We start from the raw sequence: 13,973 nt of genomic DNA on the forward strand, positions 1-13,973 counted from the left end.
CACTGATGGCCCTGGCAATTTTTGATCTGGACGAAACGTTGATCCACGGCGACTGCGCCACCCTCTGGAGCGAGCAGATGGGGCGCCTGGGCTGGGTCGATCCCGAGTCGTTCATGCGCAAGAACAACGAACTGATGGACGCCTACAGCCATGGCAAATTACGCATGGAAGATTACATGGCGTTCAGCCTCGAACCGCTGATCGGCCGTACGCCAGAAGAAGTCGAGCACCTGGTCGGGCCGTGGGTTGAAGACTTTATCGAACCGATCATCTTCAGCGACGCGACCAAAACCATCGCCGCGCACCGCAAGGCCGGCGACCGGATTCTGGTGATCTCGGCGTCGGGCACGCACCTGGTCAGACCGATTGCCGATCGACTCGGCATCGACGAGATTCTAGGGATTGAACTGGAAGTCGCGCACGGCGTTTACAGCGGCCATACCGTGGGCACGTTGACCTACCGCGAAGGCAAGATCACTCGCCTGCTGGAATGGCTGGACGCCGAAGAAGAAAACCTCGAGGGCGCGAGTTTCTATTCCGATTCGCGCAATGACTTGCCGCTGCTGTTGAAAGTGGATTTTCCACACGTGGTCAATCCGGATCCGGTGCTACTCGAGCACGCGGAAAAATCCGGCTGGCCGATCCACCTCTGGAAATAAAAGCAAAAGATCGCAGCCTTCGGCAGCTCCTACCTTTGAAATACGGTGCAACTGTAGGAGCTGCCGAAGGCTGCGATCTTTTGACCTTGCTTTGCTGTCAGCTCAAACCCTCATTGATCACCAACACCAACTTGCCCGCCACCGTATTGCTCGCCAGTTCGGCAAACGCTGCTTCGGCATCCTTCACCGCAAAGGCTCTGGCCAATTGCGGACGCAAGCGGCCCTCGGCAAACAGCGGCCACACATGCTGGCCCAGATCACTGAGCAGATCGGCCTTGAATTGATCGCTACGGCTGCGCAACGTCGAGCCGAGCAGTTGCACACGCTTGGCCAACACCTGCGCCAGATCCAGTTTCGCCTCGCGCCCGCCCATCAAACCGATCAGCACCCAACGTCCGTCCAGCGCCATCAGCTTGAGGTTCAGCGCCGCATAATTGCCGCCCACCGGGTCGAGAATCACATCGAACGGCCCGAAGTCGCGCAGGCTTTCAATTTCATCGGTGCGCACCACGCCGCCCTGCGCACCCAATGCTTCGCAGTAAGCCAGGCGTTCGGCGGAACCGACGCTGACCCAGCAAGGGTTACCGAAGGCTTTGCACAGCTGAATGGCGGCTGAACCGATTCCACTTGCGCCGGCGTGCAGGAGAATTTTCTCACCGGGTTTCAGCGCTGCAAGTTGAAACACATTCAGCCAGACGGTGGCGTACACCTCGGGCAATGCCGCCGCCTCGATCAGCGAAACACCTTCGGGCACGGGCAGCACATGCCGTCCGTCGACGACCACCTCTTCAGCAATGCCGCCCCCGGCCAATAAGGCGCAAACCCGGTCGCCAACCTGCCAGGACGAGCCCGCGCCGACCTCGCTGATCACCCCGGAGCACTCAAGACCAAGCACTTGGCTGGCCCCGGGTGGTGGCGGATAAAGCCCTGCTTTCTGTAATAAATCGGCGCGATTGAGGCCGGCTGCCGCCACCCGGATGCGGACTTGTCCTACATCGCACGTCGGACTCGGCTCTTCAACCCATGCCACTTGACCTTCAACGCCTTGCAATGCCTTCACACTGCCTCCATAGTGAGTCTGGACTGAGCCCGAAGCTGTAGCGCCGGGCTTTTTGCATTATGCGACCGGCTCTCAAAGAACCGGCGACTTCAAAGACGGCCTAATATGCGTTATCAATTGTCCCCGCGTCGAATCAGCATGAAGCATCTGCTCCCCAGCACCGCCCTCGCTCTTTTCATCGGTATCGGCCTGTTGCCGGTGTCGGGCACCACATTCGCAGCCAACAGCTGGGACAAGTTGCAGCCTGATCGCGATGAAGTCATCGCCAGCCTGAACGTCGTCGAGTTGCTCAAGCGTCACCACTACAGCAAGCCGCCGCTCGACGATGCGCGCTCGGTGATCATCTACGACAGCTACATCAAGCTGCTCGACCCGTCGCGCAGCTATTTCATGGCCAGCGACATCGCCGAATTCGACAAGTGGAAGACCCAGTTCGACGACTTCCTCAAAAGCGGCGACCTCAACGCCGGGTTCACCATCTACAAGCGCTACCTGGACCGCGTCAAATCGCGTCTGGACTTCGCACTTGCCGAGCTGAACAAAGGCGTCGACAAGATGGACTTCAACACCAAGGAGACCTTGCTGATCGATCGCAAGGACGCGCCTTGGCTCAAGTCCACCGCGGAACTCGACGACCTGTGGCGCAAACGCGTCAAGGACGAAGTGCTGCGCCAGAAGATCGCCGGCAAAGAGCCGAAGCAGATCCAGGAAACCCTGACCAAGCGCTACAAGAATCAGCTGGCGCGTCTCGACCAGACCCGCGCCGAGGACATCTTCCAGGCGTACATCAACACCTTCGCCATGTCCTACGACCCGCACACCAACTATCTGTCGCCGGATAACGCGGAAAACTTCGACATCAACATGAGCCTGTCCCTCGAGGGCATCGGTGCCGTATTGCAGAGCGACAACGATCAAGTGAAGGTCGTGCGTCTGGTGCCGGCAGGCCCGGCGGACAAGACCAAGCAGGTCGCTCCGGCCGACAAGATCATCGGCGTTGCTCAGGGCAACAAGGAAATGGTCGACGTGGTCGGCTGGCGTCTGGACGAAGTGGTCAAATTGATTCGCGGTCCTAAAGGCACCGTGGTGCGTCTGGAAGTCATTCCGGCGAGCAATGCGCCGAACGACCAGACCACCAAGATCGTGCCGATCACCCGTGAAGCGGTGAAGCTCGAAGATCAGGCCGTGAAGAAGTCGATTCTCAGCCTGAAACAGGACGGCAAGGACTACAAACTTGGCGTGATCGAGATCCCGGCCTTCTACCTCGACTTCAAGGCATTCCGTGCCGGCGATCCGGACTACAAGAGCACCACTCGCGACGTCAAGAAGCTGCTCACCGAGCTGCAGAAGGACAAAGTCGACGGCGTGGTCATCGACCTGCGCAACAACGGCGGCGGCTCCCTGCAGGAAGCCACCGAGCTGACCAGCCTGTTCATCGACAAAGGTCCGACCGTACTCGTGCGTAACGCCGACGGCCGTGTCGACGTGCTCGAAGATGAAAACCCGGGCGCGTTCTACAAAGGCCCGATGGCGCTGTTGGTCAACCGCCTGTCCGCCTCGGCCTCGGAGATCTTCGCCGGCGCCATGCAGGACTACCATCGCGCATTGATCATCGGCGGCCAGACTTTCGGTAAAGGCACTGTGCAAACCATTCAGCCGCTGAACCACGGCGAACTGAAACTGACCCTGGCCAAGTTCTACCGTGTCTCCGGGCAGAGCACCCAGCATCAGGGTGTACTGCCGGACATCGACTACCCGTCGCTGATCGACACCAAGGAAATCGGCGAAAGTGCCCTGCCGGAAGCCATGCCGTGGGACACCATTCGCGCGGCGATCAAGCCGGCGGCCGATCCGTTCAAGCCGTTCCTCGCCCAGTTGAAGTCCGAACATGACTCGCGCACCAACAAGGATGCCGAGTTCGTGTTCATCCGCGACAAGCTGGCCCTGGCGCAGAAACTGATGGAAGAAAAAACCGTCAGCCTCAACGAAGCCGATCGTCGTGCCCAGCACGCCGACATCGACGCCAAGCAACTGGCGATGGAGAACATCCGTCGCAAGGCCAAAGGCGAAGAACCGCTCAAAGAGCTGAAGAAAGAAGACGAAGACGCACTGGCCGCTGCCGAGCCGGACAAGGTCAAACCAGAAGACGATGCCTACCTGAGCGAAACCGGGCGCGTGCTGCTGGATTACCTGAAACTGAGCAATCAGGTGGCCAAGAAGTAAGTGATGGCAATTTAGTGCTGACGATCCCCGGATCGTCATCAAACAGTCATCATTCTGTCGTGCAATAAAGGACCGGGAGCAAGCGCTCCCGGTCCTTTTTTTATCGCCAGAGACTGCCATGACCACGACCGAACAGCTGAGCGCCTTGGGCTCGATCCTGACTCAAAGCGGTTTACACAGTCTGTTCCAGCCGATCATCTGTCTTTCCGAACGCCGCATTCTCGGTTACGAAGCCCTCACCCGTGGCCCGTCCAACAGCCCTCTTCACTCTCCGATTGCCCTGTTCGCCGTGGCGCGACAGGCTGGTCGATTGAGTGAACTGGAAATCGCCTGCCGACAAAGCGCCTGCCGACGGTTCAATGAGCAGCAACTGCCGGGCAAGCTGTTCCTTAACGTGTCGCCAGAATCCTTGCTCGAAGCCGCGCACCAACCCGGCCGTACGTTGCAACTGCTGCAGGACTTGGGCATTGCGCCGAGCCAAGTGGTCATCGAGCTCACCGAGCAGACGCCAATCGATGACTTCCAGTTGCTGCAAACCGCCCTGCATCACTACCGGGCGATGGGTTTTTCCATTGCGCTGGACGACTTGGGCGCGGGGTATTCGAGCCTGCGCCTGTGGTCGGAATTGCGTCCGGATTACGTGAAGATCGACCGGCACTTCATTGATGGCATTCATCAGGATGCGTTGAAAAGAGAGTTTGTCGGTTCGATTCTGCAAATTGCCAAAGCCTCGCGCGCGCAAGTCATCGCCGAGGGCATCGAGCTACCGGAAGAACTCGCGGTGCTGACTGAAATGGGCGTCGACCTGGTGCAGGGCTACCTGCTCGGCCGCCCTCAGGAACATCCGTCCCGCGACGCTCGCGCGATGATGCCCAAACACGACAGCAGCGCCGTCGCGCTGAATGACGAAGGCAGCGACCTCAGCGCCCTGCTCAACGACCAGCCCGCCGTGCAACGCGATACGCCCACCGCGACGGTACTGGAAGCCTTTCGCCGCCAGGCCAACCTCAATTCGCTCGCGGTGCTCGACGAACAAGGCCAGCCCTGCGGCATCGTCCATCGCCACTCGCTGTCGGACGCACTGCTCAAACCGTTTGCCACCGATCTGTTCGCGCGCAAACCGATCAGCCGCCTGATGAACGATGATTTCCTCGCCGTGGAAATCAGCCAGTCGCTGCAGCAAGTCAGCCGCCTGATCACCAGCCGCGCACGCCAGCGCATCGAAGAAGACTTCATCATCACCCTCAACGGCGGTTATCTAGGCCTCGGCCGAGTGATCGACGTGCTGAAACTGATCACCGAACTGAAAATCCAGCAGGCGCGCTACGCCAATCCCCTCACCCTGCTGCCGGGCAACGTACCGATCCAGCAGTGCCTCACCCGCCTGCTGCAACAGGCCCGCGAATCGATCATCTGCTACGTCGACATTGACAGCTTCAAACCCTTCAACGACATCTACGGCTATGGCCGTGGCGACGAAGTCCTGCTCTGCCTGGCCCAATGCCTCAACGAACGCATCGACCCCACCCGCGACTTCGTCGGCCACATCGGCGGCGACGACTTCCTCCTCGTCCTCGGCCCCGAAGACTGGCGCAAACGCCTCAACCAACTGCTCGACGATTTCCAAAGCCAATGCCGCCGGTTCTATCGGCCCGAGCATCTGGAAGCCGGTTGTTTTGTAGCGCCAAACCGACAGGGTGTGCGGCAGGAGTTTGCGTTGTTGTCGTTATCGATTGGGGTGGTGCATCTGCGACCTGAGGCTTGTGCAGCGCTTGATGCCAGCCAGCTTGCGGAGATGGCTTCGCAGGCTAAGCATCATGCGAAGGGGGTTGTGGGGTTTAGTGTGTATTTGCTCGATCCTACTGCGTCTCCAAAGGCATCACAGTTAGTCGGTTAAACTCGGCGTAGTAGAGTGCGTGCTTACTTGCCAGGCGCCACTCCAGAATGCAGATTTTTAGCCACAGCCCTTTTCATCCCGATACCTTGTTAAGCACTCCAATAGAAGTCTCATAAAACTAGACCTATCGGTAATTTCTTCGTCAAAATAAGTTGTCATTCGGTTAAATACACGGTCGAAATTGTCGTTTCTCTCCAAAAAATGTTCGACAGTATTTATTAGCGATTCTTGTTCTGCATCTGTGTATTCAAAAAATTCAGGCCTTAACACAGTATCGAAAAGCTCTTTTAACTGACGCGAATCGTTTACATTTTTTTCAACTATTAATCGCTCCCTCTCGACATCAGTAGTATTTTCTATATCAAAAACAAACAATAAGTTTTTTATATCTACAATTTCATACGTTTTTTTCATCATTCAAAATCCGCATATGAAGTCACGGTATCGCCATTAGCTCTCAGAATAACCACGGCTTTCCTCTGCTGCCCATAAATGCCGTCTCTGGTATAACCTTCCCCAATTATCTTTCCCATGTCCATAGGCCTTCTAGATGTTTGAAGATTAGTCTGACGGAATATAAGTTTTGCTCTATAGATAGCGTTCAGCTGATCTCTATGGCTGAAAAAATGAGTAGCCGCGCTTGGAATTTTAGGTTCTCCATGGTGTGATCCACCGGTGTAGGTCTCTATAACGCCAGTCGTTGGATTTTTTCCTGTCATGATCCTTTCAAATTGCGACCGTAGTGTTGTTTGGGCGCCGTGCTTTTCCAGAAAATGCTCTCCATTTTGTGGATTCTCCATTTCATGCAAACGTCGGTATGCGTTTTCTTCAGCTAATTCATCAATCCTCGCCCGACGCTCCTGAGCCGTCATCTTCGGCAGCGCAGGTTCACCATCATCCACTTTAGCCCCACCAATCCCACCCGGAACCTCACACCCAGGCTTCTTCGGCGGCGGGCAGTTGGACGTCAACCCCAACGGATCCACCCACCCCGTCGGATTCGGCACGTATTGGTACTGATTCAACCCACCCGCCAGCTTCACCGGGTCCGGCGTTAAATACCGCCCAAGCCTCGGGTCGTAATACCGATGTCGGTTGTAATGCAGGCCACTTTCAACATCGAAGTACTGCCCCTGAAAACGCAGCGGTTGGTCGAGGTAGTCTTCGCCGGCCAAGGTCACAGCGGCGACTTTGCCGTAGGCGTCGTATTGCGCGGACCAGACGATTTCGCCGCTGTAGTCGGTGAGTTCCTGTGGGGTGCCGAGGTGGTCGAGTTGGTAGTAGAACGGGCAGGCTTTTTTCGGGCCTTTGCCATCGAGCATCGCGAGTGGGCGGAAGGTGCCGGGTTCGTAGAGGAAGCTGCGGTATTGCGTGGCGCTGCTTTCGGCGACGAGGTGGTCGCCTTGCCAGAAAAATTCGGTGACGGCGCCGTCGACGGTTTTGCGGATACGGCGGCCGAAGGCGTCGTAGTGATAAGTGGCGGTCTGGCCGTCGGGGCGGGTCAGGCCGATCAGGCGGTGCTGGCAGTCGTAGCGGTATTCGGTGACCAGGGTCTGGCCGTGGCCACGGCGTTCGCGGATCAGGTTGCCGAAGGCGTCGTAGTCGTAATGACGGTCGCCCTGCATCAGCAGGCGATTGCCCTTGATCTGCGCAGGGCCGGGACGATCCTGCATCAGCAGGTTGCCGGCCGGGTCGTGGGCGAAGGATTCGGGCAGCTCGTCGCGCGAGTGACGGACGCGGATCAACCGGTCGAGGGCGTCGTAGCCGTAGGTGCGCTGGCCGTGGCGGCTGTCGGCAATGTGCTCGAGATTGCCGTTGGCGCTGTAGGCATAATCGCGGCGGTACAGCGAAGCGTGGCGATGACCTACAGCGTGGGCAAGCAAGCGGCCCTGATCGTCGTAGGAGTATTCGCTGAGCAGCAGACCTTGCTGGCGTTGCTGTTCGCGACCGGACTGATACACATGCCGGGTCAGCGGCGTGCCGTTGAGGTCGATGGCTGACAGCGCACCGCCCTTGGCGTAGTGATAATCGAGCTTGCTGTTGTCCGGCAGACGCAGGCGTTTGAGCTGACCGCAGGCGTCATAGGCGTAGCGCAAGGTGCCCCAGCCCTGATGCTCGGTGATCAGCCGATCCTGACGGTCGTACTCGAAGGCCAGCGGATGGTTTTGCCCGTCCTCGACACCGATCAACCGACCGAGGCGATCGTAGTCGTAGCGGACTTTGAGCCCATCGGGCAGGGTTTTGACCAGCAAACGCCCGGCCTTGTCGCGCTCATAGTGGGTGACCAGACTGGGGCCGAAATCACCAAACTCGGTCTTCTCCAGCAAATGACCATTAAGGTCGTAGGCATAAGCCGTGCGCCGCCCATCAAACCCGGTTTCCTGTCGGATCAATCCGGTCGGCGTGTAATCCAGTCGGTACTTTTCTCCGGACTCGTTTTCAATCTCGGTCAGCAACAGCCGCGCATGGTCATAGCGGTACTGCACGCGGGTGCCGTCAGGATTGATCCGCCGCGAGACCAGGTGCAGGTCGTCGTCATATTCGTAGCGGGTGATGCGCCCGAGCTCGTCGCGCTCAGCGGTGATCTGGCCGTAGGCGCCGTAGCTGTAGGCGCGCGTGCTGCCCGTAGGAGAAGTCGTCAGGATCAGTCGGCCGGCCGCGTCCCACTGCTGACGACTGACAACACCAAATTCGTCCTGGGTGGTAATCCTCCGTCCCAGCGCATCGTAGGAAAAGCGCCGCACGCCACCATCGGGCAGGGTTTCTTCGATGAGCTGACCGAGCTCGTTCCACACCCAGCGATGGCGGCTGCTGTCCGGATAACGCAGCGACAGCAATTGCCCGCGCAGGTTGTAGTAGTAATGGGTGACCTGGCCGGCGGGATCGACCGCTTCGGTGACGGCGCCTTCAGCGTTGCGCCGATAGATCCACGCCGCATCACCACGGCAACGCTTGTAGAGAAAGCCGTTGCGGTACTCGTAGGACGTTGGTGCATCGTCCGGCGGAATCAGCGCGATCAGCCGTCCGACCTCGTCATAGCGGTATTCAGTGACCGCGCCCAAAGCATCCTGCTCGGCGATCAAGCGCCCCTGCTGGTCATAAGCCTTGAGCTGCTCGCCACCATCGGCCGCGACCTGGCGCACCAGCCGCGCGCGCTCGTCGTGGACGTAGACTTCTTCGGTACCGTCGACGTAATGCACGGTCACGCTGGCGTCGTCATCGTTCCAGACGTAACGGGTGTTCATCTGCGAGAACGAAGCCCAGTGCCTCACGCAGCGCGCCGCTTTGCCCTCGCGCTGCCACTCCCAGAAGAAGCTCGCGCCGCCGGTCATCTGGCGCTGGAGGATGACGTGATGGTCGTCGTAGTCGTAGCGCTCGCTGTCGCCGACCGCGTTGGTCGCGGTCAGCAGCCGTTGCCGGGCATCGAAGCTGTAAGTGGCGAGGGTTTGCTCGGTGGTCCACTCGCCCTGGACGAACACCTGATAATCGATCGCCACCAGCTGCGTGCGGTCATAACGCAACAGCAATGAGCGGCCGGCGCCATTGTCCAGACGCTGAATGCGGTCGGAGCGATCGCGTTGCAGGGTCAGACGATTGCCGTAGACATCGCTGATCGCCGTCAGCCGGCCGGCGCGAAAGTGATAAAAGCGCGCGCTGTCGCCGGCCAAAACCAGAATCAGTTCTTCCGGCTCATCGCCGAGAAAGATCGCCGCCCGCGACAGGCTGTTGTGAATCGCTGGGCGCGCGACGTTGGGCAGGGGAAAACGAGTGCGGCGGTTTTCGTGGTCGATCCAGATCACGCCATCGCCGTCGAAGGCAAGGCGATGGGCCAGCGTGTGGCTCCAGCCGAAACCCAGGCCCATATCGATCTCGACCGCGCTGCTGCGGTACAAGCGGGTGAACTCGAAGGGCAGCACGCCATCGAGCACCGCGTCGGTCAGGGTCAGCAGTTCTTCGCCGGTGACCATCGACACCGGGCAGCCGTTTTTGCAGGTATTGGGGACGCAGTCCGCGGCGTCGCCGTTGGGGTTTTTCGCCTGGTCGGGGACGTCGTCGTGGGGCTCGTCTTTCTTCAACATGGCGTTGCGCTTGGCATCCCAGCGCAATTGCATCCGGCCCTTTTTCACCCCGGCGGCGATGCCCCGCGCGGCAACGGCTTTGTAGCGGTCGACGTATTCAATAAAGGCGTTGACGATGCTGAACAGCGCCTTGACCAGACGCTTGGCGACGTTGAACAGCTGCGCTGCGCGGTCAGCCAGACGCAGCGTCAGATAAGCGATCCCCGCCCCCGCTCCGACAAACGTCAGCACCACGCTGATCAACACATCGATGATCAGTTGCACGATCATCATCGACGCCACTTCAGCAGACTTGCCGGCAATCTCGCTGGGCGGCAGCATGTCCAGCCACAGGCTTGCCGACCGCAGCAGCAAGCACATCGCCGCTTCGTCACTGACCAGCAACTGCAGCTTTTCCATGAGATCCGGAGCGGTCTGTGCCAGCTCGATCAGATCAGCCGCGCCACTGCCCAAACGCTCGGCGAACTTGCCGGGTTCCTGAAGAATTTCCGAGAGCAGTCCGAGGCTGTCCCATACCCCCTCGATGGCCGCCCAACTGCCGGCGAGCATGCCGTTGCTGGCTGCGGCCGCTACCGACTGTGACCACTGCGGCTTGAAACCTTGCCACTCGCTACGCAGCCAGCCGTCCAGCTCGCCGGTCAAACCGTCATAGGATTCGAACAGCTTCGCGACTTGATTGGAGGTGACAGCGCTGTGCACAAGAACGCGGTAGAACTTGCCCTCTTCACCTCTGAATTCGCCCTTGCCCTGCTGATCAAGGGTGACCGGCGCGGTCTTGCCGCTATCCACGTCGACCACATCGACGGAAATGTTGCCCAGCGGGATGTCGTAGACCGATTCGAACTTGCTCTCGATCTGCATGAGCCCGCCCTGCGGGCACTGGACAACGCTGGAAGAAAACTCCTCGTCGCTGCTATTGACCGCCGTGCTGCGATCGCCGAAGCGGATGATCCGCTCCATGCCCACCAGCGATGGCAGGTCTGCTGCCTCGCTGATCTGGTCCACCCTGCGACTGAGCCAGTGATCAAGCTGTTTGCGGTAGAGGCTGAGCGTTTGCGGAAAGCTGTCGAGTTCCTGCTCGATGCGCGCGATGGCTTCCATCAACACACGCAGGCAGACAAGGTGGGCTGAAAAACGGGCTGAAGCATGAGCGGTCCCTCGCGCAAGAAATTAGTCGCGGGAACTGTGCGGGGGATCAGAAAGGAAAGAAGTCAGGCGAGTAGGCAAAGGATGTAGGACTAATCTGCAATCCAACATCCAGCGAAAAACGTGCAGGCAAAAACGTAAACGCGGCGTGAGGAAAACCTCACGCCGCGTTTACTTAGAAGACATACATGGAATTACTGCGTTGAATCACCAGCCATCAGCTGTTGCAGCTTAAGCTCGGCCAACGGGTGGCCGGCTTCGGCGGCCATGCTCCACCAACGAGCGGCCTCAGCGGGATCCGGCGCCTTGCTCGGGGTACCGGCGAGGCTGATGACGCCGACTTGATACGCCGCTTTACCGTCGCCGGCAAACGCCGCCAGACGCAGTAAACGCACACCCTCTTCACGCGCGCCCAACCCGACGCCGCGAAAAGTTAGAATGTGCCCATAAAAGCTTTGAGCATCGACATCGCCGAGGTTGGCCATGCGCGCGAACTGGCCTTCAAGCCAGCGCCAGCCACGCGGCTGGCGAACGAACCACGACCAACGAAACAGCCGGCGGGCCAGCCAATAACCGGCCCGCGCCTTGAGGCGCAGAAACACTCAAGCCTCCGCCGATTCCGGGTATTCGTATTCGAAGACGCGCACCACTTCCGACGCATGCCAGGACGCCGCCGCAACGCCATCCGACGGCCCGGAAAAGCGCCCCAGACGCTCGACACATTCAAAAAAACCGGTACGCGGCAAACGACTGGCGCCCTGACTGATGACCAGCGAACTGCGCAACGGCTGCTCGGCTTTGGCATCCAGTGCGGCCAGATGCTCCAGCGCAGCCGTCAGTGTCTGCATCGCCGGCGTCGGCAGCTGCAAACGCTCAAGCAAGGCTCGATAAGTGAGAAGATGGCGCTGACGACGCGCCTGGTCCAGTTCCCCCAGCAATCCGTCCCAATGTTGACGACTGATGCGTACGCTCACGATTCGTCCCTCCAACCCGGCACCGTCAGTTCCCAGGCCAGGCTGCGGCGAATCGCGGCGTCGGGCTGACGCTCACCACTTTCGATCATGGCCAGATAAGACGGGCTGATACCTACCGTGCGGGCCAGCGCCTCGATGGCGATGCCCTTCCCTTCGCGCAAACTGCGTAATTGATCCAGACCCGGAAGAATCGGCTCCGGCGAGGCGGCGAGCGGCGCTGCTGGCTGCTGCACCGGTGTTGCGTTGATCCCTGCTGCTTTCAGTAAAGCCTGATATTGAGCCCACGGCAGAACCGCGTATTCGGGTTCGCCATCGCGTGCAATTATCTGAATATCCATGACTACCCCGTAGGACAACACCACTTAGCGAGTCGGCACTTTTCCCTAGAAGTGTAATCCTAACAGCGGCCAAGGTCGCGAGTGGTATCTATCTGTAGGCAGTCTTCGTCAGTCAGGGCTTTTTCGGGCCTTGCAGCTGCAATTGTTCAGGGGTATCAGGAAGGCGCTCAACCACCGCCAGCTTCTCGGGTTGCTGGCGCTTGCGCCACAGGCGGAAGGCGTTGAGCTCGTCATCGAGGGTTTTCATCAGCCAGGCGAGGACAGCGATGTCATCGAGCATGCCGAACATGGGAATGAAGTCCGGAATGGCATCGACCGGGCTGAGGAAATACATCAGGCCGGCCACCACCGAAATCAGCGACTTGGCACTGATCGCGCGATACTCGCCACGCCAGTAGGCCAGGCACAGCGACTGCAGCAAGCGCAGATCATCCTTGAGTTTGCCCAGGCGATTGCCTTGCGCGGCGCCTTTGCTGGCCACGGCAAACAACAGGGTCGGCAAGCGTCCACGGGCCAGCAGGCGACCGGCCAACGGCAGGAATCGAGCGAAATTCCACGGAGCTTTCATCTATTCTTCCCGTTGAAATGTTATCCACACAAATTGTGGATAACCTTGTGAACAGAGCTGCATTTCAGCGCTGAGAGCCCCGTTTCATAAGGGCTCCGCTCAGATCGGGCGTTTTTTACTCACATAAAAAAGCCCAATATTTCATTGACTTGGCAGCTCAGGGCGTCTAGCGCGGGCAGCCTCAAAGCTATGACTGTGTTGAACGGCGTCAGTTCGCTCTGTTTACCTTTCCTGACCTGCAGATGCAACAACGCCCCGCATAAGCGAGGCGTTGTTTTCCAGCCGTTGCGTGTTACTTGGCAGCGGCGTCTTCTTTGGCTGGATCCTTGATGGCCAGCAGTTCCAGGTCGAAAACCAGAACCGAGTTGGCCGGGATTGCCGGGCTTGGCGACTGAGCGCCATAAGCCAGATCGCTAGGGATGTACAGTTTGTACTTCTCGCCAACGTGCATCAGTTGCAGACCTTCAACCCAACCCGGGATCACGCCACTGACTGGCAGATCGATCGGGCTGCCGCGCTCGACGGAGCTGTCGAACACGGTGCCGTTGGTCAGCTTGCCGGTGTAGTGAACAGTGACGACGTCGGTCGGCTTAGGCTGTGGGCCATCGGCTTTCTTCACTACTTCGTACTGCAGGCCGGAAGCGGTAGTGGTTACACCGGCTTTCTTGCCGTTTTCTTCGAGGAATTTCTTGCCGGCGGCTGCCGACTCTTCGCTCATCTTGGCCATACGCTCTTCAGCACGCTTTTGCAGCGAGGCGAAGGCTTCGACCAGTTCTTCATCTTTCAGCTTCTGTTCTTTCTTGCCAACGGCATCTTCGATGCCCTGGGCTACCGCTTTGGAGTCCAGATCATCCATGCCTTCCTGGGCAAGGCTTTTGCCCATGTTCAGGCCGATGCCGTAGGAAGCTTTTTGCGCCGGGGTTTTCAGCTCTACGCTGGTCTGCGAGTCACAACCCGCGAGTACCAGGCTAACCAGGGCTACCGCCGCCGCCAACCGATGCTGTTTCATGCTATTTCCTTGTTCATGCG

11 protein-coding genes are annotated in these 13,973 nt (G+C 59.0%); 3 read left to right on the forward strand and 8 right to left on the reverse strand.

The genetic code is table 11. The features are described from left to right. Positions 1-5 precede the first annotated feature (5 nt). A complete protein-coding gene (locus tag ACV8MC_RS24885) occupies positions 6-659 on the forward strand; it encodes an HAD family hydrolase (protein WP_095180777.1) in 654 nt (217 codons plus the stop codon). Between the two features lie 97 nt (positions 660-756). Here ACV8MC_RS24885 and ACV8MC_RS24890 read toward each other — a convergent pair whose 3' ends face one another. After that, a complete protein-coding gene (locus ACV8MC_RS24890) occupies positions 757-1,719 on the reverse strand; it encodes a zinc-binding dehydrogenase (protein WP_457263891.1) in 963 nt (320 codons plus the stop codon). Between the two features lie 138 nt (positions 1,720-1,857). Here ACV8MC_RS24890 and ACV8MC_RS24895 point away from each other — a divergent pair, with 138 nt between their 5' ends. Together ACV8MC_RS24895 and ACV8MC_RS24900 are read left to right on the forward strand one after the other, a co-directional pair. Further along, the gene (locus ACV8MC_RS24895) at positions 1,858-3,942 is read left to right on the forward strand and encodes a carboxy terminal-processing peptidase (protein ID WP_252879691.1); all 2,085 of its coding nucleotides are present in this window, start codon (positions 1,858-1,860) and stop codon (positions 3,940-3,942) included. 118 nt (positions 3,943-4,060) lie between these two features. Then, positions 4,061-5,839, forward strand: a complete 1,779-nt coding sequence (locus tag ACV8MC_RS24900) for a bifunctional diguanylate cyclase/phosphodiesterase (protein WP_457263894.1) — start codon at positions 4,061-4,063, stop codon at positions 5,837-5,839. Positions 5,840-5,896: 57 nt separating this feature from the next. Here ACV8MC_RS24900 and ACV8MC_RS24905 read toward each other — a convergent pair whose 3' ends face one another. The 7 genes from ACV8MC_RS24905 to ACV8MC_RS24935 all read right to left on the reverse strand — a co-directional run bounded on the left by ACV8MC_RS24905 (position 5,897) and on the right by ACV8MC_RS24935 (position 13,953). After that, a complete protein-coding gene (locus ACV8MC_RS24905; protein ID WP_457263896.1) occupies positions 5,897-6,253 on the reverse strand; it encodes a hypothetical protein in 357 nt (118 codons plus the stop codon). Beyond that, positions 6,253-11,019, reverse strand: a complete 4,767-nt coding sequence (locus ACV8MC_RS24910; protein ID WP_457263898.1) for an RHS repeat-associated core domain-containing protein — start codon at positions 11,017-11,019, stop codon at positions 6,253-6,255. The genes ACV8MC_RS24905 and ACV8MC_RS24910 overlap by 1 nt, the downstream gene beginning before the upstream one ends. 239 nt (positions 11,020-11,258) lie before the next feature. Next, complete coding sequence (locus tag ACV8MC_RS24915) at positions 11,259-11,666, reverse strand: sel1 repeat family protein (protein ID WP_457263900.1); 408 nt, start codon at positions 11,664-11,666, stop codon at positions 11,259-11,261. Further along, positions 11,667-12,038, reverse strand: a complete 372-nt coding sequence (locus ACV8MC_RS24920) for a hypothetical protein (RefSeq protein WP_003223109.1) — start codon at positions 12,036-12,038, stop codon at positions 11,667-11,669. Continuing rightward, entirely contained in the window at positions 12,035-12,376 is a 342-nt protein-coding gene (locus tag ACV8MC_RS24925) for a helix-turn-helix domain-containing protein (protein ID WP_056783977.1), read from the reverse strand. Before ACV8MC_RS24925 ends, ACV8MC_RS24920 begins: the two co-directional genes overlap by 4 nt. 112 nt (positions 12,377-12,488) lie before the next feature. Next, entirely contained in the window at positions 12,489-12,944 is a 456-nt protein-coding gene (locus ACV8MC_RS24930) for a YkvA family protein (protein ID WP_016773733.1), read from the reverse strand. Between the two features lie 292 nt (positions 12,945-13,236). Continuing rightward, a complete protein-coding gene (locus ACV8MC_RS24935; protein WP_016773732.1) occupies positions 13,237-13,953 on the reverse strand; it encodes an FKBP-type peptidyl-prolyl cis-trans isomerase in 717 nt (238 codons plus the stop codon). Between the last annotated feature and the right edge of the window lie 20 nt (positions 13,954-13,973).

Source organism: Pseudomonas sp. PK-RTE-24 (assembly GCF_054052265.1).